Annotated in this window: 22 protein-coding genes; 14 read left to right on the top strand and 8 right to left on the bottom strand. The window is 74.5% G+C overall.

Annotation, left to right across the window (positions count from 1 at the left end):
• Window positions 1–56: 56 nt before the first annotated feature.
• The gene (locus BJP25_RS28920; protein ID WP_075978156.1) at window positions 57–1,412 is read right to left on the bottom strand and encodes a hypothetical protein; all 1,356 of its coding nucleotides are present in this window, start codon (window positions 1,410–1,412) and stop codon (window positions 57–59) included.
• Window positions 1,413–1,570: 158 nt separating this feature from the next.
• On the opposite strand from BJP25_RS28920, the gene BJP25_RS28915 reads away from it, so the two are divergent.
• From BJP25_RS28915 to BJP25_RS28895, 5 genes are read left to right on the top strand one after another with little or no spacing between them, the layout of a single operon-like run.
• Window positions 1,571–2,230 carry a glycosyltransferase family 2 protein gene (locus tag BJP25_RS28915; RefSeq protein ID WP_075978155.1) on the top strand — a complete coding sequence of 220 codons (660 nt, stop codon included), beginning with the start codon at window positions 1,571–1,573 and terminating at the stop codon, window positions 2,228–2,230.
• Entirely contained in the window at window positions 2,227–2,889 is a 663-nt protein-coding gene (locus BJP25_RS28910) for a TIGR04282 family arsenosugar biosynthesis glycosyltransferase (RefSeq protein WP_075978154.1), read from the top strand. The genes BJP25_RS28915 and BJP25_RS28910 overlap by 4 nt, the downstream gene beginning before the upstream one ends.
• The gene (locus tag BJP25_RS33830) at window positions 2,886–3,509 is read left to right on the top strand and encodes a methyltransferase domain-containing protein (RefSeq protein ID WP_075978153.1); all 624 of its coding nucleotides are present in this window, start codon (window positions 2,886–2,888) and stop codon (window positions 3,507–3,509) included. Before BJP25_RS28910 ends, BJP25_RS33830 begins: the two co-directional genes overlap by 4 nt.
• The gene (locus BJP25_RS33825; protein ID WP_233158322.1) at window positions 3,503–4,564 is read left to right on the top strand and encodes a molybdopterin-dependent oxidoreductase; all 1,062 of its coding nucleotides are present in this window, start codon (window positions 3,503–3,505) and stop codon (window positions 4,562–4,564) included. Before BJP25_RS33830 ends, BJP25_RS33825 begins: the two co-directional genes overlap by 7 nt.
• Window positions 4,561–4,989, top strand: coding sequence for a hypothetical protein (locus tag BJP25_RS28895; RefSeq protein ID WP_233158321.1), 429 nt, complete (start codon window positions 4,561–4,563; stop codon window positions 4,987–4,989). Before BJP25_RS33825 ends, BJP25_RS28895 begins: the two co-directional genes overlap by 4 nt.
• Here BJP25_RS28895 and BJP25_RS28890 read toward each other — a convergent pair.
• The 3 genes from BJP25_RS28890 to rpmB form a co-directional block, all read right to left on the bottom strand.
• On the bottom strand, window positions 4,962–6,467 hold the full coding sequence (locus tag BJP25_RS28890; protein WP_233158320.1) for a GGDEF domain-containing protein: 1,506 nt from the start codon (window positions 6,465–6,467) through the stop codon (window positions 4,962–4,964). The two genes, BJP25_RS28895 and BJP25_RS28890, sit on opposite strands and share 28 nt — an antisense overlap.
• A 196-nt stretch (window positions 6,468–6,663) precedes the next feature.
• Complete coding sequence (rpmG, locus tag BJP25_RS28885) at window positions 6,664–6,828, bottom strand: 50S ribosomal protein L33 (RefSeq protein WP_075978151.1); 165 nt, start codon at window positions 6,826–6,828, stop codon at window positions 6,664–6,666.
• Window positions 6,828–7,064 carry a 50S ribosomal protein L28 gene (gene rpmB / locus BJP25_RS28880; protein ID WP_075978150.1) on the bottom strand — a complete coding sequence of 79 codons (237 nt, stop codon included), beginning with the start codon at window positions 7,062–7,064 and terminating at the stop codon, window positions 6,828–6,830. Before rpmB ends, rpmG begins: the two co-directional genes overlap by 1 nt.
• Before the next feature lie 96 nt (window positions 7,065–7,160).
• On the opposite strand from rpmB, the gene BJP25_RS28875 reads away from it, so the two are divergent.
• The 3 genes from BJP25_RS28875 to rpmF are packed head-to-tail and all read left to right on the top strand — an operon-like array spanning window position 7,161 to window position 8,517.
• Window positions 7,161–8,114, top strand: coding sequence for a GTP-binding protein (locus tag BJP25_RS28875; protein ID WP_143219363.1), 954 nt, complete (start codon window positions 7,161–7,163; stop codon window positions 8,112–8,114).
• Window positions 8,111–8,356 (top strand): type B 50S ribosomal protein L31, encoded by a 246-nt coding sequence (locus BJP25_RS28870; RefSeq protein WP_075978148.1) that lies wholly within the window; start codon window positions 8,111–8,113, stop codon window positions 8,354–8,356. Before BJP25_RS28875 ends, BJP25_RS28870 begins: the two co-directional genes overlap by 4 nt.
• Window positions 8,356–8,517 carry a 50S ribosomal protein L32 gene (gene rpmF, locus BJP25_RS28865; protein WP_075978147.1) on the top strand — a complete coding sequence of 54 codons (162 nt, stop codon included), beginning with the start codon at window positions 8,356–8,358 and terminating at the stop codon, window positions 8,515–8,517. The genes BJP25_RS28870 and rpmF overlap by 1 nt, the downstream gene beginning before the upstream one ends.
• Before the next feature lie 190 nt (window positions 8,518–8,707).
• Here the strand turns inward: rpmF and BJP25_RS28860 are convergent, their stop codons facing one another.
• Window positions 8,708–9,349: a histidine phosphatase family protein gene (locus BJP25_RS28860; RefSeq protein WP_075978146.1), complete on the bottom strand. Its 642-nt coding sequence runs from the start codon at window positions 9,347–9,349 to the stop codon at window positions 8,708–8,710.
• Between the two features lie 73 nt (window positions 9,350–9,422).
• On the opposite strand from BJP25_RS28860, the gene BJP25_RS28855 reads away from it, so the two are divergent.
• The 6 genes from BJP25_RS28855 to BJP25_RS28830 all read left to right on the top strand — a co-directional run bounded on the left by BJP25_RS28855 (window position 9,423) and on the right by BJP25_RS28830 (window position 16,356).
• A complete protein-coding gene (locus BJP25_RS28855) occupies window positions 9,423–10,271 on the top strand; it encodes a 3-hydroxyacyl-CoA dehydrogenase family protein (RefSeq protein ID WP_075978145.1) in 849 nt (282 codons plus the stop codon).
• Entirely contained in the window at window positions 10,265–11,437 is a 1,173-nt protein-coding gene (locus BJP25_RS28850; protein ID WP_233158319.1) for a GNAT family N-acetyltransferase, read from the top strand. The genes BJP25_RS28855 and BJP25_RS28850 overlap by 7 nt, the downstream gene beginning before the upstream one ends.
• A 106-nt stretch (window positions 11,438–11,543) precedes the next feature.
• Window positions 11,544–12,239 (top strand): response regulator transcription factor, encoded by a 696-nt coding sequence (locus BJP25_RS28845; RefSeq protein WP_075978144.1) that lies wholly within the window; start codon window positions 11,544–11,546, stop codon window positions 12,237–12,239.
• A complete protein-coding gene (locus BJP25_RS28840; RefSeq protein ID WP_075978143.1) occupies window positions 12,236–13,651 on the top strand; it encodes a sensor histidine kinase in 1,416 nt (471 codons plus the stop codon). The genes BJP25_RS28845 and BJP25_RS28840 overlap by 4 nt, the downstream gene beginning before the upstream one ends.
• Window positions 13,652–13,670: 19 nt before the next feature.
• Window positions 13,671–14,759 carry a galactose-1-phosphate uridylyltransferase gene (galT, locus tag BJP25_RS28835; RefSeq protein ID WP_075978142.1) on the top strand — a complete coding sequence of 363 codons (1,089 nt, stop codon included), beginning with the start codon at window positions 13,671–13,673 and terminating at the stop codon, window positions 14,757–14,759.
• Window positions 14,760–14,823: 64 nt separating this feature from the next.
• Window positions 14,824–16,356 carry a S1C family serine protease gene (locus BJP25_RS28830; protein WP_075978141.1) on the top strand — a complete coding sequence of 511 codons (1,533 nt, stop codon included), beginning with the start codon at window positions 14,824–14,826 and terminating at the stop codon, window positions 16,354–16,356.
• A gap of 169 nt (window positions 16,357–16,525) precedes the next feature.
• Here the strand turns inward: BJP25_RS28830 and BJP25_RS28825 are convergent, their stop codons facing one another.
• The 3 genes from BJP25_RS28825 to BJP25_RS28815 form a co-directional block, all read right to left on the bottom strand.
• Window positions 16,526–17,173, bottom strand: a complete 648-nt coding sequence (locus BJP25_RS28825; RefSeq protein ID WP_075978140.1) for a response regulator — start codon at window positions 17,171–17,173, stop codon at window positions 16,526–16,528.
• Between the two features lie 294 nt (window positions 17,174–17,467).
• On the bottom strand, window positions 17,468–18,652 hold the full coding sequence (locus BJP25_RS28820) for an ABC transporter permease (protein ID WP_075978514.1): 1,185 nt from the start codon (window positions 18,650–18,652) through the stop codon (window positions 17,468–17,470).
• 17 nt (window positions 18,653–18,669) lie between these two features.
• Window positions 18,670–19,512: an ABC transporter ATP-binding protein gene (locus tag BJP25_RS28815; RefSeq protein WP_084794664.1), complete on the bottom strand. Its 843-nt coding sequence runs from the start codon at window positions 19,510–19,512 to the stop codon at window positions 18,670–18,672.
• Window positions 19,513–19,695 lie beyond the last annotated feature (183 nt).

Genomic DNA, 19,695 nt, shown 5'->3' with positions numbered 1-19,695 from the left:
GGGCGCCTCCGGAGGTGGGGACGCGGGAAGGGTAATCAGCCCAGGATGCCCCCCGATCACCAGTTGGTGAGCAGCAGGTGGTTGACCGCCAGGGCGAGCACCGCCTGCCCGGCCAGCCACCAGCGGTGGGTGCGCCGCGGGAGCAGGGCGCAGGCGGCCACCAGCCACACCGCGAACGGCAGCCAGATCCGCTCGACCTCGGACTTCGACAACCCGGACAGGTCGGCGGCCAGGACCGCCAGCAGCGCCCCCCTGGTCATCGCGACCGTGGCCGAGGGCCGCAGCCGGAGGAACCCGTCGACGGCCGAGCGGCGCAGGCCGGCCGCCGTCGCCGGGCCCAGCACGAACACCAGGCTCGCCAGGTCCGCCCAGACCCAGTAGCCGTACGGCCGGAAGTTGGCGATCCCCTGGTAGTACCGCTCCACGACCAGGTGGTAGCCGTCGACCCACCAGAAGCCCGCCACCAGGAACGCGGCGACCACCACCAACGCCCCCGGGACCGCCCACGCCAGCGCCTTCCAGCTGCCCGCGACGAGCACGGCCGACAGCGCGATGACGCCCATGAGCATCAGCCCGTAGGACAGGAAGATCCCGCACCCGAGCAGCACCCCGCCCGCGAAGCACAGCGCCCACCGCTGCCGCACCGCGCCCACCGCCAGCAGCGCCACCCCGCACGCCGTCACCCCGGCGAACAGCGCGTCGGCCGAGACGCCCATCCACACCGCGCCGGGGAACAGCGCCAGGAACGGCAGCGCCAGCCGCGCGCGGTCCGGGTCGCCCAGGGCGGCGATGGTCGTGGGGACGGCGACGGTGACCAGCCCGCCGACGAGGACGCAGACGACCGCGGCCCACGCGCCCCCGCCGAGCCCGATCCGGTCCAGCCAGACGAACAGCAGGGTGATGCCCGGCGGGTGGCCCGCGACGTGGGTGATCCACGAGTCGGGCTGGTAGTCGAGGATGCGGCCGGCGAACGTCTCCAGCATGCGCGGGATGTCGGTGATGCCGGGGACGGCGGCCAGGTACTCGTCCTGCGAGGTGAGCTGGTTGGCGATGCCCCGGGTCCACCCGTCGACCAGCGCCAGCGAGAACGTCCACGCGATCCCGAGGCCGTAGGTGGCGGCCAGCGCCCGCCGCCAGCTCAGCCGCTGGGCCAGCGTGGGCCCCCAGGTGATGCCGGCGACGGCCACCACGACCGCCAGGGGCGTGCCGGGCCCGACGTGCGGCAACCACTGCGCCAGCACCGGCCACTCGCCGAAGGAGTCCGGGGCGCCGGGGAAGTGGGTGCTGCCGAAGAGCCGCACGCCCGCGCCGAAGCCCACCGCGATCGCGGCGGCGACCAGCGCGAGCGCGGCGCCCGCGGCGATCAGGTCCGCGCGCAGACCGCTGGTGCGGGTGGGGGTTCGGGTGGCCATGCGGGGAACCTACCGCGCGGGGCCGACACCCTCCGACCGCGCAGGGGATTCGGACCGGGCGTCAGATTCCCGTAATGGCGCTGACGAGATCATTGCGGTCACCCCGCCGGGGGGCGTTCGAGTGTCCGAGCGCGACCGCCGGTCCTACGGTTGGCGCCATGGACGTGCGAGAGGTCGACGTGGTGCTGCCCTGCCTGGACGAGGCGGCCGCGCTGCCCGGGGTGCTCGGCGCGCTGCCCGCGGGGTACCGGGCGATCGTGGTGGACAACGGGTCCACCGACGGGTCGCCCGAGGTCGCGGCGGCGCTGGGCGCGAAGGTGGTGCACGAGCCCCGGAAGGGGTACGGCGCCGCCGTGCACACCGGACTGGAGCACGCGACGTCCGACGTCGTGTGCTTCCTCGACGCCGACGGGTCGCTCGACCCCGGTGAGCTGCCCAAGCTCGTCGCCGCCGTCGCGGGCGGCGAGGCGCGGATGGCCGTCGGCAAGCGGGTGCCCGCGCAGCGCGGGGTGTGGCCGTGGCACGCGCGCGCGGGTAACGCCGTCCTTGCGGCGATGTTGCGCAGGCGCGGTCTCCCCGTCACCGACATCGCGCCCGCGCGCGCGGTGGGCAGGGAGGACCTCCTGGAGCTCGGTGTGCAGGACCGCGCGTTCGGGTATCCCCTGGAACTCCTCATCCGCGCCGCGGAGGCGCGGTGGTCGGTGTGGGAAGCACCTGTGGCCTACCGGCCGCGCGCGGCGGGGACCAGGTCCAAGGTCTCTGGTTCGGTGCGCGGCACGGTCCGCGCCATCCGGGACATGGCGGGGGTCCTGCGATGACGTGCTTGCTGGTGGTGGCGAAGGCCCCGGTGGCCGGGCTGGCGAAGACGCGGTTGACCCCGCCCGCGACCCCGGAGGAGGCCGCCGACATCGCGGCGGCGGCGCTGCTGGACACCCTGGACGCGGTGCTGGCGGTGCCCGGGGTCCGCCCGGTGGTGGCGATGACGGGTGACCTCGTGGCCGCGCAGCGCTCGAGCGAGCTGGCCGGGGTGCTGTCGCGGTTCGTCGTGTTCGCCCAGCGGGGTGACGGCTTCGCGGAGCGGCTGGCCCGCGCGCACGCCGACGTGGCCGACTGCTTCCCCGGTGAGCCGGTGTTCCAGATCGGCATGGACACCCCGCAGGTGGACGCGGACCTGCTGGGCTCCGCGGTGTCCGCGTTGGAGGCGGGGGAGGACGGCGTCCTCGGCAGGGCGTTCGACGGCGGGTGGTGGGGGCTCGGCCTGCGGGACCCGAGCTGGGCGGGCGTCCTGCGCTCGGTGCCGATGTCGTGCGACGACACCGGCGACCGCACGGCGGAGGCGCTGGCGCGGGCCGGGGTCGAGCTGTCCGACCTGCCTTCCCTATCCGATGTGGACACCATGGAGGACGCGCTGGCGGTGGCCGCGGGCTGCCCCGGTGGTCGCTTCGCGCGGGCCGTCGCCTGCTTGGCGGTCCGATGACGGCCGGGTTGTTCGACGGGGGCCTGCGCGGCGAGCAGTGCTGGCTGGAGACCTCGGCGGGCTCCCGGATCGCGCTGGAGGTGCAGCGCTGGGGCGCCGCGCCGTGCGTGGGCGACTCGCCGATGCTCGACGCCTGCGACGGGCCGACCCTCGACGTGGGCTGCGGCCCCGGCAGGTTGACCGCCGCGCTCACCGGGCGCGGGGTGCCCGCCCTCGGCGTCGACACCTCACCGGTCGCGGTGGCCCTGACCAGGGGTCGGGGCGCGGCGGCGCTGGAGCGCGACGTCTACGACCCGCTGCCCGGCGAGGGCCGGTGGGCGCACGTGCTGCTGGCCGACGGCAACGTCGGCATCGGCGGCGACCCGGTCCGGCTGCTGCGCCGGGTGCGGCAGCTGCTGGCGCCGCACGGGTCCGCGCTGGTGGAGGTCGACCCGCCCGGCGCGGGCGTCGGCAGCGGGCGGGCCAGGGTCGCGGACGGGGCGTCGGCGGGGCCGTGGTTCGACTGGGCGTGGTTGTCCGCCGAGGCGGTGCCCGCCGTGGCGGCCGAGGCCGGGCTGGTGGCGCGCTGGGTGCGCGAGCAGGCGGGCCGGTGGGTGGCCGAGTTGGTGCCGACGTGGTGAGGTTCGCCGCCCCGGCGCACGACGAGCGGGTGACCGCGCGCGTCGGCCGCTGGCTGGGCATCGCGTTCGCCGTGTGCTTCGTGACGGGGCTGCTCAGCCACCTCATCCAGCACCCGCCCGGGTGGTTCGCCTGGCCCAGCTCACCGGTGTGGTTGTACCGGGTGACGCAGGGCCTGCACGTCATCACCGGCATCGCGTGCGTCCCGCTGCTGCTGGCGAAGCTGTGGAGCGTCTACCCGAAGCTGTTCGAGCGCCCCGTGGTGAAGTCGTTCCTGCACGCGGTGGAGCGCGGCTCGATCCTGGTGCTGTCGGGTGCCGCCTTCTTCGAGCTGTTCACCGGCTTGTTCAACGTCGCGCAGAACTACCTGTGGGGCTTCTACTTCCCCACCGCGCACTACGCCGTGGCGTGGATCGCGATCGGGTCGATCCTGGTGCACGTGGCGGTGAAGCTGCCGATCATCAAGCGCGCGCTTCAACCGCGGGTGGACGCCGACCGCAGGCAGTTCCTGCGCACGACGGGCCTGGCGACGGGGTTGGCGGTCGTCGCCACAGCGGGTGCGACCGTGCCCCTGCTGCGCCGCGTGTCAGTGCTGTCCTGGCGCGGCACCACAGACCTCCCCGTCAACCGCACGGCGTCCGCGGCCGGGATCACCGTCCCCGCGGACTGGCGGCTGGAGGTCGTCGCGGGTGGTGTCACCCGCTTCTCGCTGGAGGACCTGAACGCCCTCCCGCAGGCGACGGAGGAGCTGCCCATCTCCTGCGTCGAGGGCTGGAGCGCGTCGGCGGCGTGGGGCGGGGTGCGGATCGCGGAACTGCTGCGGCGGTGCGGCGTGACCCCCGGGGTGGACCTGCGGGTGTCGTCGCTGGAGCGCAGCGGGCTGTACAGCACGTCGGTGCTGCCGGGCACCCACACCGGTGATCGTCGGACGCTGCTGGCACTGCGCGTGTTCGACGCGCCGCTGTCGCCGGACCACGGGTACCCGTGCCGGGTGATCGCCCCGACCCGGCCAGGGGTGTTGCAGACCAAGTGGGTCACGCGGTTGGAGGTGCTGTGAGGGCGGCGCTGTTCGTGGCGGGGCTGGCGATGCTGGCCTGGGGTGCCTGGCTGGCGGTCGAGTTCGGGTCGGCGTCGTTCCGCGACGCCTGGCAGGGGCTCGCGATCTTCGTCGGCGGCCCGCTGCTGCACGACCTGCTGATCGCCCCGGTGGTCGGCGGGGTGGCCGTGCTGATCGGCCGCCTGGTGCCGCGGTGGGCCGGGCCGGTCAAGGCGGGGGTGGTGGCGTCGGCGGTCCTGGCGCTGCTGGCCGTCCCGCTGCTCTGGCGGCCGTTCGGGGTGCCGGTCAACCCCGGGCTGCACGACCGCGACTACTGGGCGGGCCTGGGGATCGCGCTGGGCGTGGTGTGGGTGGGCGTGCTGGCGTTCCTCGGCGTGCGCGCGCTCGTCCGGTCGCGTCAGACCGGGGCGGCGCCCGAGGCCTGATCGAACGCCTCGACGCGGTTGCGCCCCTTGCGCTTGGCCTGGTAGAGCGCGGCGTCGGCGTTGGCGAAGAGGCGGTCGAACGGCCCCGGGCCCGCCGCGACCCCGATCGAGACGGTGGGGCGCTGCACCGCCCCCAGCACGGTCGTCCAGTCGTGCCGGTCGACGGCGGTGCGGATGCGCTCGGCCACGGCCGGGCCGATCGGGGACGGCTCGTCGCCGGGGTGGGTGAGCAGCACGACGAACTCGTCGCCCGCCCACCGCGCGATGAGGTCGCCCACCCGGCACTCGGCGCGCAGCACGCCCGCGATCTCGCGCAGCGCGGCGTCGCCCGCGGCGTGCCCGGCGGCGTCGTTGACCGACTTGAACCAGTCGATGTCGATCACGATCAGCCACGGGGTGCGGGCCGCGTTCGCGGCGTGGGCGAGGATGTGCGGCGCGGCGCGCTCCAGGCCGAGCCGGTTGGCCAGCCCGGTGAGCGGGTCGCGCTCGGCGGCCTCCTGCGCCGCGGTCGCCAGCCGCTGCGCGCGGATGGCCACCCGCCGCTGCTCCAGCGCCTGGGCCAGGCCCTCCTGCAGGGTCTCCACGGCGGTCGCGCGGGCGGCGAGGGTGCGGCGCAGCGCCTCGGCCTCGCCCGCGTGGTCGCCCGCCTCCCGGCAGGTGTCGGCGAGGTCGGTGGAGTAGCGCTGCACCAGCGAGGTGTCGTTGACCGCCTCGGCGTCGGCGAGCGCGGCCTTGGCGTGCTCGACCGCGGCGGCGGTGGACCCCTGCGCGCGGCGCACCCTGGAGAGCACCCAGTTGCCCACCGAGCAGGCCCACCGGTTGCCCTCGGCCAGCTCGATCGTGCGCCGGGCCGCCTCCTCCGCGGCGGGCAGGTCGCCCACCCCGGCCAGCGACGCGGCGTGCGCGGCGAGCAGCGCCAGGTGCACCCGGCCGCCGTCGACGAGGGCCAGCCCCTCCTCCAGCAGCGCCTTCGCCTCGGCGGACACCGGCAGGGCCCGCTCGGGCGGCAGCTCGCAGGCCCGGAAGTTCAGCATGCCGCCGAGGTTCTGCAGGGCGTGCGCGCACACCTCGACGTCGTCGCCCGCCCTGGCCACCGACACCGCGACGCGCAGCGCCTCGGTCGCGGCGTGCCGGTGGCCGATGCCCTCCAGCAGGTAGCCCAGCCTGCCCAGGGTGTCGGCGGCGTCGGAGCCGCGCGGGTGCTCGATGTCGATGTCGGTCCAGCCCTCGGCGGCCAGCTCCAGCGCGAGCGGGATGCGGCGCAGCCGCCACGCCGAGACCGCCCGCCGGGTGAGCAGCGCGGCCCTGGTCCACGGGGCGAGGTTGGGCGGGACCTTCGACAGCAGCTGGTCGAACAGGGCGTTGGCGGCGTCGGTGCGACCGGCGTCGATGAGCATGGCGACCTCGCGGTCGGCGCGCAGCGCGGCCGCGGCCCCCTGTGACTGCCCGTCCTGACCCAACACCGTCCCCACGCTCACCTCGGCCTCGCCGACGCCAGGCGGCAGGGCCCGCGCCCACCCGCGCGGTGCCGCGAAGGCTACAGGCGGACCCGGCGTGACCCGTTCGGAGTAACGCGCACCCGCGGCGCGGACCGTCGATCCGCGCCGCGGCCGGGAACGGCGTTGCCGTCCGCGCGGGACACGGGCGCCCGGGGGCGCGCCGCGCCCCGACGCCTCAGCGGTCCTCGCGGAAGTCGACGTGCCTGCGCACCACCGGGTCGAACTTGCGCAGCACGAGCCGGTCGGGGGTGGTGCGGCGGTTCTTGCGGGTGACGTAGGTGTAGCCCGTGCCCGCCGTGGAGCGCAGCTTGACGATGGGGCGGATCTCGTTGCCCGCCATCAGACCTTCTCTCCCGCGGCGCGCAGGCGGGCGACGACCCGCTCGATGCCGTGCCGATCGATGGTGCGGATGCCCTTGGTGGACACCCGCAGGGTGATCCAGCGGCGCTCACCCGGCAGCCAGTACCGGCGGGTCTGCACGTTGGGGTCGAACCGCCGCCGGGTGCGCCGGTTCGAGTGCGAGACGCGGTTGCCGAAACCCGGCTTGCGCCCGGTGACCTGGCAGATCGCGGACATGTGACCTCACAGACATGGGAATCGTTTTCAACTGGACGGCGACGAGGGTACGCTCTCGGGCAGTCAGTTGGAAATGGTTGTCATGTGGAGGTGGCCGTGCTCGCACTCGTGGCCGGACTCGACCGGGCGGCGGCGGCCGGGGTCGCCGCGCGGCTGGTCGGACCCGGCACCGCCCTGGTGGCCTACGACCTGCGCGACGGCATCCGCCGCACCCTGCGGGTCGACGGCACCGCGGGCGCGCACCTGCTCAGCGGGCACTGCGCGTCCTGCGCCCTGCGCGCCGACCTGGCCATGCTCGCGGACGCGTTCGACCGGCTGGTGGTCCACCTGGACCCGCTGCTGGAGCCGGGGCCCATCGCCCGCGAACTGCCGGTGACCGCCGTCGTGTCGGTGCTCGACGACGACTGGCTCGCCGCGGCCACCGGCGACGACCTCGTCGACGGCGACCGGACCGTCGCCCAGGTCGCGGTGGGCCACGCCGAGGCCGCCGACCTGCTCGTCCTGCACGGCGCGCTCGACCTGCGCACCAGGGCCGTCCTCGACCGCCTCGCCGCGCCGGTGCGGCGGGTGCACGCCATGCAGGTGGCCCCCGACCTGCTCGACGGCGTGCGCCACGCGCCCGTGGACGAGGTGTTCGGCCCGCTGCTGCGCGGTCAGCCGCCGCTGTCGGCCGAGGCGGGCGTGCAGGTCGTCACGTTCCGCGCCCGCGGTCCGTTCGACCCGCGGCGGCTGGACGACGCGCTCGACGTGCTGCTGCACGGCGTCGTGCGCGCCCGGGGCAGGCTGTGGATGGCGAGCAGGCCGGACGAGGTGCTGCTGCTGGAGTCCGCGGGCGGCGGCCTCGCGCTGTCCCCCGTCGACACCTGGCTCGCCGCCTCCGACGACTGGGGCGCGGCGGCGCCGCACCGGCGCGCCAGGGCGGCCATGGACTGGCACCCCGCCTGGGGCGACCGGGTCCAGGAGCTCGCCGTGATCACCCACGCCGCGGACCCCGACCGCATCACCCGGGCCTTCACCGAGGCCGTCGAACACGAGAGGACAGCGCTGTGAAGAAGGGCATCCACCCCGACTACCACCCGGTCGTCTTCCAGGACCAGTCGACCGGGAAGCAGTTCCTGACCCGGTCCACCGCCACCTCGGAGCGGACCGTCGAGTGGTCCGACGGGGCGACGTACCCGCTGATCGTCGTGGACGTCACCAGCGACTCGCACCCGTTCTGGACCGGCAACCAGCGGGTCATGGACACCGCGGGCCGGGTCGAGCGCTTCTACCAGCGCTACGGCAAGCGCTGATGGCCGTCCCGAAGCGCCGCACGTCGCGCGCCAACACCCGGTCCCGCCGCGCGCAGTGGAAGGCGTCGGCACCCGAGCTCGTGCCGGTCAGCACACCCGACGGGCGCAAGCTCCTGGTGCCGCGCAGGCTGGTGGCCGCCTACAAGCGCGGTTACCTCTGAGGATCACCGTCCACCCACACGGGTGAAGTCCGCGCGGATTCGCCGAGAAGCGCCGCGCAGCAGCGAAAAGTGTCGGTGGGGCTGTCCACACTCGGTGCCATGACGAACACCAGTTCACCATCCACACTGACCTCCACTCCGCTTTCCCCTGCTTTGCACGCTTGTGCGGCAGGGGAAAGCGGAGCGATCGCTACTGCACGGTCCCGTCCGGGGAGTCGCGCCACTGCTCGAACGGCCGGTCGAGCACCCACCTGTCCCCCGTCCGCTCCAGCACCCGCACGGCGCAGTGCCCCGGGTTCGACAGCGACTCGAACAGGTCGATGCTCCACGAGAACACCCGCCTGCACAGCAGGCGCACCGTCAACCCGTGCGACACCACGAGCGCCGTGTCCGGGTGGTCCGGGTCCTTGGCGATGCGCAGCTCCAGTTCGGACAGGAAGCTCGCGACGCGGTCGTCCACGTCCGCCCCCGACTCCCCGTGCGGGAGCCGGTAGAAGAAGTGCCCGAACTCGTGGCGCAGCCGCTTCTGCTCCTCCTGCTCGTCCGGGTCCTGGAGGTTGCCCCAGTCCTGCTCGCGCAGCCGGGGCTCCCACACGCACCGCTCCACCGCGGGCAGGTCCAGGAGCCGGTAGGTGTCCACAGCCCGCGCGTACGGGCTCACGTAGGCCGCCACCGGCGCCGCCCCGATGAGCGAGAGCACCTCGGGGCTCGCCGCCGCCGCTTGGGCCCGCCCGAGGTCGGTCAGCGGGAGGGCGTGGTCCGGCGTCCGGCAGTAGGCCAGCTCGTCGACGTTGCCCAGGCTCTCGCCGTGGCGCAGCAGGATGATCCGCATGCCGCAATGTTCACACGCCACCCCGCCCGGGTGGCTGATAAGAAAGGGGTCCGACCAACGGAGGAGGACTGGCGTGGGCGTTCCGGCAACCACCGCGGTGATCGGCGGGGGGACGATGGGCGCGGGCATCGCGCACGTGTTCCTCGCGGCGGGTGGCTCCGTGGTCCTGGCCGAGGCGGGCGCCGAGCGCGCCGAGGCCGCCCGGGCCGCGGTGGCGGCCTCGGTCGGCAAGGCCGAGGACCGGGGCAAGCTGCCCGACGGCACGACCGCGGCGGCGCTGCTGGAGCGGCTGGCGGTGGTGCCCGACCTCGCTGACCTGCCCGCGGACGCGGAGCTGGCGGTCGAGGCGGTGCCCGAGGACATCGCGCTCAAGCGCGGCGTGCTGTCGCGGGTGGCGCGGGCCTGCCCGGAGGCGGTACTGGCCTCGAACACCTCGTCGCTGTCCATCGGCACCCTCGCCGAGGGGCTGCCCGGGGAGCGCGTCGTCGGGATGCACTTCTTCAACCCGGTGCCGGTGCAGGCCCTGGTCGAGCTGGTGCACCACGCGGGCCTGCCCGCCGGGGTGCTGGCCACGGTGCGCGGGTGGGCCGAGGCGCTGGGCAAGACCGTCATCGAGGTCCGGGACTCCCCCGGCTTCGCCACCTCCCGGCTGGGGGTGGCGGTGGGGCTGGAGGCGATCCGGATGGTCGAGGAGGGCGTCGCGAGCCCGGAGGACATCGACACCGGGATGCGGCTGGGCTACGCGTGGCCGATGGGTCCGCTGCGGCTGACCGACCTGGTGGGACTGGACGTGCGGCTGTCGATCGCCGAGCACCTGGAGCGGGAGCTGGGACCGCGGTTCACCCCGCCCGCGCTGCTGCGGGAGAAGGTGGCCCGCGGGGAGCTGGGCCGCAAGAGCGGGCAGGGGTTCTTCGCGTGGTGAGCGGGTCCGCGGGCGGCGCGGTGGTCGTCCGGCCGTGCGTGCGGGAGGACGCCGCCGCGGCGCAGGCGCTGCGCGGGCTGGCCTTCGGCGGGCCCCGGGAGGCCGACCCGTCCTGGGTGGACTCCCCCGGGTTCACCGCGGCGGTGGCCGAGCTGGGCGGTGCCGTGGTCGGGTTCACCCGGGTGTGGGCGTTCCGGCAGTTCTTCGGCGGGCGGGCGGTGCCGTGCGGCGGCGTGGCCAGCGTGGCGGTGGCGCCGCACGCGCGGGGGCGCGGGGTGGCCTCGGCGCTGCTCGACGACGCCCTGGTGGGCATGCGCGAGGCCGGGCAGGCCGTGTCGGCGTTGTTCCCGTACGTCAAGCGGCCCTACCGGGCGCGCGGCTGGGAGCACGCCGGGGCGCTGGAGCGCGTCCGGGTGCCGCTGGCCGAGCTGCGGGTGCCCCGGGTGGACGTCGAGGTGCGCCCGGGCACCGCCGCCGACCTGGCCGGGGCGCAGGACGCCTACCTGCGCACCGCGCGCGACATCGACGGGATGTTCGACCGGACGACGCCGGGGTTCACCGTGGAGCGGGCGCTGGCGGAGGACGTGTTCACCGTGGCCGTCGACGGCTCCGGGGTGCGCGGGTACCTGGTGGCCCGGCGGCCGGACGGGTCCACGGTGGACGTGCTCGACCTGGTGGCCGACGACGTCGACACCGCGCACGCCCTGCTCGGGCAGGTGGCGAGCTGGGCCGGGTACACCCCGGAGGCGGGCCTGCGGGTGCTCGACCCGGCGCTGCTCGACCTGGTGCTGCCCAGCTCGGTGACCCGGGGCGCGCACGTGGAGACCTGGATGCTGCGGGTGGTGGACCTGCCCGCGGCGGTGGCCGCCCGGGGCTGGCCGCACGCGCCGGACCTGGCGGTGGACGTCGAGGTCGTCGACGAGCACGCGCCGTGGCAGGCCGGGCGGTGGCGGCTGACCGCCGAGGGCGGGCAGGTGCGGGCCGAGCGCGGCGGTGAGGGGTCGGTGCGGCTGCTCGCGCGGGCGCTCGGGCCGTGGTTCGCCGGGGCCGCCTCGTCCGGGCAGCTGCGCAGGTCGGGGCTGCTCGACGGGGACGCCGAGGCCGCGCGGGCGCTCGACCGGCTGGTCGGGGGGCCGGGGTTGCCGAGGCTGGCCGACGCGTTCTGACCCGCTCGTCCCCGGTGCCCGCGGCGTCCTGGCTGGTCCGGATGTCCCAGGTTGTCCTGATGGGCCTCTCAGGCGCGTCTCAGCCGCGCAGGACAGACTGACCGCCATGCGCATCCTCGTGGTCGACGACGATCGGGCCGTGCGCGAGTCGCTGAGGCGGTCGTTGCAGTTCAACGGGTACCAGGTGGAGCTCGCCAGCGACGGCCAGCAGGCCCTGGAGGCCGTGCTGGGCGCCGACCGGCCCGACGCCATGGTGCTCGACGTCATGATGCCCAGGCTGGACGGGCTGGAGGTCTGCCGCAGGCTCCGGGGGGTCGGCGACGACCTGCCGATCCTCGTGCTGACCGCGCGCGACCTGGTGTCCGACCGGGTGGCCGGGCTCGACGCCGGCGCCGACGACTACCTGCCCAAGCCCTTCGCCCTGGAGGAGCTGCTGGCCAGGCTGCGGGCGCTGCTGCGGCGGGCCACCCACGAGCAGGCCGGGGCGCCCGCGGCGGCGCCGCTGCGCTTCGCGGACCTGGAGCTGGACCCGGGCACCCGCGAGGTGCGCCGGGGCGAGCGCGGGATCAGCCTGACCAGGACCGAGTTCGCGCTGCTGGAGCTGTTGCTCTCGCACCCGAAGCAGGTCCTGACCCGCAGCCGCATCCTGGAGGAGGTGTGGGGCTACGACTTCCCGACCTCGGGCAACGCGCTGGAGGTCTACGTGGGCTACCTGCGCCGCAAGACCGAGTCCGAGGGCGAGCCGCGGCTCATCCACACCGTGCGCGGGGTGGGCTACGTGCTGCGCGAGACGCCCCCGTGAGCCTGCTGGGGCGGACCGAGCGGCGCCCGGACCGGGTGCCCGACCACCAGCGGGTCTCGCTGCGCTCGCGCATCACCCTGCTGGCCGCGCTGTGCGTGGGCGGCGCGGTGGCGCTGGTGTCGCTGGGCGCCTACATCACCGTCTACCAGGGCCTCTACCAGCAGGTCGACGACAGCCTGCAGGACCGGGCGGCGACCGTGCTGCGCAGCTCGCAGCCGATCACCGCCACCCGCGCGCAGATCCCCGGGGTGTTCCTGGAGCTGACCGACATCCGGTTCGACGTGGTCAACACCAGCGGCGACTCGCTGTTCGAGGACGTGGCCATCGACCACCCTCCGGTGACCGCGGAGGAGGTGGCGGTCGCCCGCGGGCAGCGCGGGCAGTCCTTCCGCACCGACCAGGCCAGCGACTCGCGCATCCTGGCCGTGCCGTACCCGCTGATCAGCGGCACCGCGCTGGTGCTCGCCCAGCCGCTGGACTCCACCAAGTCCGTGCTGGGCAAGCTGGCCGTGGTGCTCATCGTCATCAGCGGGTCCGGGATCATCGTCGCCGCGCTGGCGGGCACCGCGGTGGCCCGCGGCGGCCTGCTGCCGGTGCAGCGGCTGACCGCCGCCACCGAGCGGGTGGCCCGCACCGGCGACCTGCGGCCCATCCCGGTGCTCGGCGACGACGAGCTGTCCCGGTTGACCTCCAGCTTCAACTCGATGCTGGGCGCGGTGGCCGAGTCCCAGGAGCGGCAGCGGCGGCTGGTGGCCGACGCCGGGCACGAGCTGCGCACCCCGCTGACCTCGCTGCGCACCAACCTGGAGCTGCTCATCGCCTCCGAGCAGCCCGGCGCGCCGACGCTGGACCCGGAGGACAAGACCGAGATCCAGGCCGACCTCGGCGCCCAGCTCGACGAGCTGACCCAGCTCATCGGGGACCTGGTGGAGCTGGCCCGCGAGGACGCCGCCCCGGTCGCCCACGAGCACGTGGAGCTGACCGAGGTCGTCGACGCGGCGCTGGAGCGGGCGCGGCGGCGCGCGGGCGACGTCACCTTCGAGGTGCGCACGCAGCCCTTCCACCTGGTCGGGCACGCGGCCTCGCTGGAGCGCGCGGTGCTCAACCTGCTGGACAACGCGGTGAAGTTCAGCCCGCCGGGGGGCGTGGTGCGGGTGTCGCTGGAGCCCAGCGGCGACGGGCACGCGTTCATCCGGGTCGCGGACGCGGGCCCGGGCATCTCCGACGACGACCTGCCGCACGTGTTCGACCGGTTCTACCGCTCGGAGGAGGCGCGCACCCTGCCCGGCTCCGGGCTGGGCCTGGCCATCGTCAAGAGCGCCGCGGAGCGGCACGGCGGGACGGTGTACGCCAGCCGGTCGGCCGACGGCGGCGCGCTGATGGCCATGCGCCTCCCCGGCGAGCCGGGGTGAGCGTTCCTAGACTGCCCACGTGAGGCGCACAGTCCGGACCCTGGCCGACGGCCGAGAGATCACCTACTTCGACGACACCCCGGACGCCCCGGCGCGGGAGGCGGTCGACACCCGGGACCTGCCGGAGAGCGCCACCGCGTCGCAGGTCCGCCGCGACCCGCTGACCGGCGAGTGGGTGGCCCTGGCCGCCCACCGGCAGACCCGCACGTACAAGCCGCCCGCGGGCCTGTGCCCGCTGTGCCCGTCCACCCCGGGCAAGCCGACCGAGGTCCCCGAGCCCGCCTACGACGTGGTGGTCTTCGAGAACCGGTTCCCCTCGTTCTCCCAGCACGCCACCGGCGAGGTGCGGCCCGGCCTGGTGCCGGTGGGCCCGGGGATCGGCAAGTGCGAGGTCATGTGCTTCACCGACCAGCACACCACCTCCTTCGGGGAGCTGCCCCCGTCACGGGTGCGCACCGTCGTCGACGCGTGGGCCGACCGCACCGAGGTGCTGGGCGCGCTGCCCGGCGTGGAGCAGGTGTTCCCGTTCGAGAACCGCGGCGACGAGATCGGCGTGACGCTGAGCCACCCGCACGGGCAGATCTACGGCTACCCCTTCGTCACCCCGCGCACCGCGCTCATGCTGGCCGAGGCCGGGCGCTACCTGGCCGAGCGCGGGCGCCCGGTGATGGGCGACGTGCTGGAGCTGGAGCGCTCGGCGGGCACCCGGGTGCTGTTCGAGTCCGAGCACTGGACGGCGTTCGTGCCCTCCGCGGCGCGCTGGCCGGTCGAGGTGCACGTGGTGCCGAACCGGCAGGTGCCCGACCTGCCCGCGCTCAGCACCGCCGAGCGCGACGACTTCGCTGAGCTGTACCTCATGGTTTTGGGCAGGTTGGACGGGCTATACGACCGGCAACTGCCCTACATCGCCGCCTGGCACCAGGCGCCGGTGCGCACCGGGCGGGACCTGGCCTGGCTGCACCTGGAGGTGTTCTCGATCCTGCGGACCGCGGACAAGCTCAAGTACCTGGCCGGGTCGGAGTCCGGCATGGCCGTGTGGGTGAACGACGTGACCCCCGAGGACCTGGCCGCGCGGCTGCGCGCGGCACCCGCCCGCTACGGCCGCTGAACTCCCCAGCGATCGCACAGGCGCGTCTCAGGTCCTTCTCAGTCGAGAGGTTCAAGGTGGAGCCATGACCGAGAACGAACCCGATTCCGGAGCCGGCAAGGGACCCGGCGACGTCGACCCGTGGTCGGCGCGAGCGGCGGCAGGGGCCGCGGGCGCGCACGGGGCGGCGGCGGACTCAGGCGAGCATCGGGCTTCGACCGGGGAGCAGGGCCCCGGTCGACTGGAGTCCGGCCCCCCGGCCGGTGGGGAGCAGGGCCCCACCGCGCCGGGGGCCGGCTACTCCGCCCCGGAGCAGCAGCACTGGTCGCCGTGGTCGGCGCAGGGCAGCGGCACCGGGGCCGACCAGACCGCCGCCTTCGGGTCCACCCCGGGGTCCGCGCACGACACCGGCGCGCACCAGCAGGTCCTCTACGGGTCCGCGGCGCCGCACCCCGGCTACGCGGGGCAGCCGGTCGCCAACCCCTACCAGCAGCAGCACACGGGCCAGCTCCCCCAGCAGCCGCAGCAGCGGCGCCGGGGCGCGGGCGGCCTGGTCGCCGGGATGGCGGTGCTGGCGCTGCTCGTCGGCGGCGCCGCGGGTGCCGCGGGCGGCTACCTGGTGGCCTCCGACAACTCCTCCGGCGGCACCGGGGTGTCCGCATTGGACACCCCGCCCACCGCCCAGCAGAGCGCGTCCGCCCCGGCCGGTTCGGTCGAGTCGGTGGCGCAGAAGGTGTTGCCGAGCGTCGTGCAGCTCCAGGTGCGCGGGCAGACCGCGGCGGGTGAGGGCTCCGGCTTCGTCATCAGCAGCGACGGCCTGATCGTCACCAACAACCACGTGGTCGAGCCCGCCGCGCAGGGCGGGCAGATCCAGGCGGTGTTCCAGAACGGCAAGACCGCCACCGCCACCGTCGTCGGCCGCGACCCGACGTCCGACGTCGCCGTGGTGCGCGCCCAGGGCGTCAGCGGCCTGACCGTGGCCGAGCTGGGCCGCTCCGACGACCTCAAGGTCGGCCAGGAGGTCGTCGCCATCGGCTCGCCGTTCGAGCTGGCGGGCACGGTCACCTCGGGCATCGTCAGCTCGCTCAACCGGCCCACCCGGGCGGGCGGGGAGAACGGCAGCCAGGCCACCGTCCTCGACGCCATCCAGACCGATGCGGCCATCAACCCGGGCAACTCCGGCGGCCCGCTGGTCAACATGGCGGGCCAGATCATCGGCATCAACTCCGCCATCTACAGCCCCACCTCCTCGGCCAGCACCCAGGGCGGGTCGGTCGGCATCGGCTTCGCCATCCCGATCAACCAGGCCCGCCGCACCGCCGACGAGATCGTCAAGACCGGCAAGGCCACCCAGACCGTCCTGGGCGTCTCCGTCCGCGACAACCCCAACGGCCAGGGCGCCCTCATCGCCGAGGTCGTCGGCGGCGGCGCGGGCCAGGCCGCGGGCCTCAAGCAGGGCGACGTCGTCACCCAGCTCGACGACCGCCGCATCGACGACGCCGACGCCCTCGTCGCCGCCGTCCGCTCCCACGCCCCCAACGACAAGGTCACGCTCACCGTCGACGGCAACAACCAGGTCGAGGCCACCCTCGGCGGCCAACCGGTCGACGCCAACTAGACGCTGGGCCGCTCCTGGCGGCCCAGACCAACCCCGGTCCGCTGCCCCCGGACCGGTGCTCCATCCCCGGAGCAGACAAGAGCCGCGAGCTCGGACCTCCACCCCTGGGTCCCCGCTCGCGGCTCTGTCGCGTTCCTGGGTTGCTCGGCCTGGCGGGGCCCGTCCTCGGTCAGGCGATGAGGCCGCCGCGGTAGGCGACGAGGGCGGCCTGGACCCGGTTGGCGGCGCCGATCTTCCCCAGGACGGCGGAGACGTAGCCCTTGACGGTGGCCTCGGAGAGGTGGAGGGCGGCGCCGATCTCGGCGTTGGACATGCCCTGGCCGATGAGGCCGACGACCTCCAGCTCGCGGTCGGAGAGGGAGGACAGGAGGCGGCGGGCGGGTTCGGCGGCGCGCTCGCCGTCGGCGACGGCGGAGACGACGCGGGCGGCGACCTTGGGGTCCAGGACGGCGCCGCCGCGGGCGAGGTCGCGGACGGCCTTGATGAGCTGGACGGGTTCGGTGTCCTTGAGCAGGAAGCCGGAGGCGCCCGCGCGCAGGGCGACCTGGACGTACTCGTCGACGTCGAAGGTGGTGAGCATCGAGACGGCCGGGGGCTCGGGGAGGGCGCGGAGCCTGCGCAGGGCGGCGATGCCGTCGGCGGCGCCCATGCGGATGTCCAGCAGGACCACGTGCGGGCGGTGCTGGCGGGCCAGGTCGGCCACGTGCGACCCGTCCGAGCACTCGGCCACGACCTCGATGTCCCCCGCGGAGGACAGGATGGTGCGCAGGCCGGAGCGGACGAGGTCCTCGTCGTCCGCGATCAACACCTTGATCACAACGCCTCCCGACTGGCGTTCCGACCCCCGGGTGGGGCCGGGTCGGCACCCGGACCTCACCCGTCCAGGGGTACGCCGTCCGGTGGATCGGCGTGCGCGGACGAGGCCCAGGCTCGCGTCGGATGCTACCCCGGCGACCCCTCCGACCCGGCCGTTCACGCCGCCGGGGCCACCCGACCCAGCCTCCTACCGCTCCACTTCCCCCAGCTCAGCGACCTCAAACCCGAGATGTGTTCACACCCTTGCCAGAGCGGACCGGGGGTCCCACCCGCGGGTGGGACCCCCGGTCCGGGGTCAGGCAGCGCGCAGCGCGTCGCCCAGCTTGACCTTGACGCCGCTGCGCATGACCGCGTTGCCGTAGATGCGCCCCGCCAGCCACACCAGCAGCGGGATGACCGCGACCATCAGCACGACCGCGAGCCCCGCCTCCCAGGCGGGCACGCCGCCCATCGCCAGGCGCATCGGCATCAGCGTCGGGGCGAACAGCGGGATCACCGACAGCACCTCGACCAGCTTGTTGCCCGGGTCGCCGGGCAGGATCGAGATGCCCAGCACGTAGCCGAGGACCACGAACATCAACGGCGGCGTGATCACCCCGCCGACGTCCTCCTGCCGCGACACCAGCGCGCCCAGGGCCGCGAACACCAGCGAGTACGCCAGGAAGCCCAGCAGGAACCACACGACCAGCCACACGACCGTGCCCACCGCCGCCGACAGCGGGATGGTCAGCACGCCCGTCCCCACCGCGACCGCGGCACCACCGCCGCCGATGATCACCATCTGCACGAGCCCGACCACCCCGATGCCGAGCACCTTGCCCGCCATCAGCTGCCACGGCCGGATGGTGGCCAGCAGCAGCTCCACGACCCGGCTCGACTTCTCCTCGACCACGCCCTGCGCCACGGCCTGCCCGTTGATCAGCAGCGACATGTAGATCAGGATGCCCGCGATGATGCCCAGCGTGAGCTGCTGCGGGTCGTAGGAGCGCGGCGGCTCCAGCGGCTGCACCTCCGCCTTGGCCGAGGCCACGCCCGCGTTCACCGCCGCCGGGTCACCGCCGAGGTCGCTGATCTCCTGGTTGAGCGCCACCTGCTGGGCCAGCACGTTGAGCGCGTTGCGCAGCGGGTCGTCGATGTCCTGCTGGACCACCACGACGATCTTCGAGCCGTCCCCCACGAGCAGCGCGTCGAGCGTGCCGTCCGCGACTTGCTTGCGCCCCTCGGCCTCGTCAGCCACGGTCGTCGTGGCGATGTCCTCCCCCACGGCGGACGCGGTGGCCTTCAGCGGCGCCTCCAGCGCGGCGCTGGGCCCGGTGAAGCCGATCGTCGCGTCGGTGCCGCCGCTGGTGAACTTCATGACCAGCGCGAACCCGACCAGCAGCAGCAGGGTGACCGCGGTGGTGACCTGGTAGGCCTTCGACCGCAACCTGGTGCCGATCTCCCGGCTCGCCACCAGCCCGACCGCCGACCACTTCCCCATCTGGATGTCCGGCGTGCTCACGCGCCCTCCCCCTCGGTCACGACGTTGCGGAACAACTCGGTCAGCGACGAGCGTCGCCGGGAGAACTCAGCCACCCGACCGGTCGCCAGCGCGGCGCGCAGCACCACCTGGTCGTCAGCGCCCTCCCCCAGCTCCAGCACCGTCTGCGACCCCACCTGCTCCTTGACGGCCACCCCCGGCAACCCGTCGGCCCACCCGGGCCCGGCGTCCGGGACGTCCACCACCAGCTGCACCGACCCGGTGTCCCGCAGCGCGTCCACCGTGTCGCAGGCGACCATCCGACCACTGCGCACGATGCCCACCCGGTCGCACAACCGCTGCACCAGGTCGAGCTGGTGGCTGGAGAACACCACCGGCACCCCCTCGGCGGCCTTGTCCTTGAGCACCCCGCTCATCACGTCCACCGCCACCGGGTCCAGCCCGGAGAACGGCTCATCGAGCACGAGGATCCGGGGGTCGTGCACCAGCGCGGCGGCCAGCTGCACCCGCTGCTGGTTGCCCAAAGACAGCTTCTGCACCTCGTCGTCCCACCGCTTTCCCACCCCCAGCCGCTCGGTCCACTCCCGCGCGGCCTTCCCCGCCGCCCCGGCCGAGAGTCCGTGCAACCGGGCCAGGTAGGTCAGCTGCTCCCCCACCTTCATCTTGGGGTAGAGCCCCCGCTCCTCGGGCATGTACCCGATCCACCTCCGGGTCTCGGCCGTGATGGGCTCACCCGCCCACCGCACCTCCCCGGAATCCGCGGCGAGCACCCCGAGCGCGATCCGCATCGTGGTCGTCTTCCCCGCCCCGTTGGACCCCACGAACCCGAACAGCTCCCCCGCCCGCACGTCGAACGACATCCCAGCCAAAGCCACGACGTCCCCGTACCGCTTGGAGACCTGATCGATCTCCAACCGATCGCCGTCACCCACAGCGCGTCCCCCTCCTGGTTGACCCGGGTAGCCCCACCCGAGCCGCGGCACCTCACCGCGGCTCTACCTTGCACCTGCCGGCGACCCGGGGCATCCGGGAACGCCCCTAGT

The organism is Actinokineospora bangkokensis (assembly GCF_001940455.1).
Lineage (GTDB): Bacteria > Actinomycetota > Actinomycetes > Mycobacteriales > Pseudonocardiaceae > Actinokineospora > Actinokineospora bangkokensis.
The sequence above is the reverse complement of the archived record's forward strand: the minus strand, read 5'-3'. Positions and strand labels throughout refer to the sequence as shown.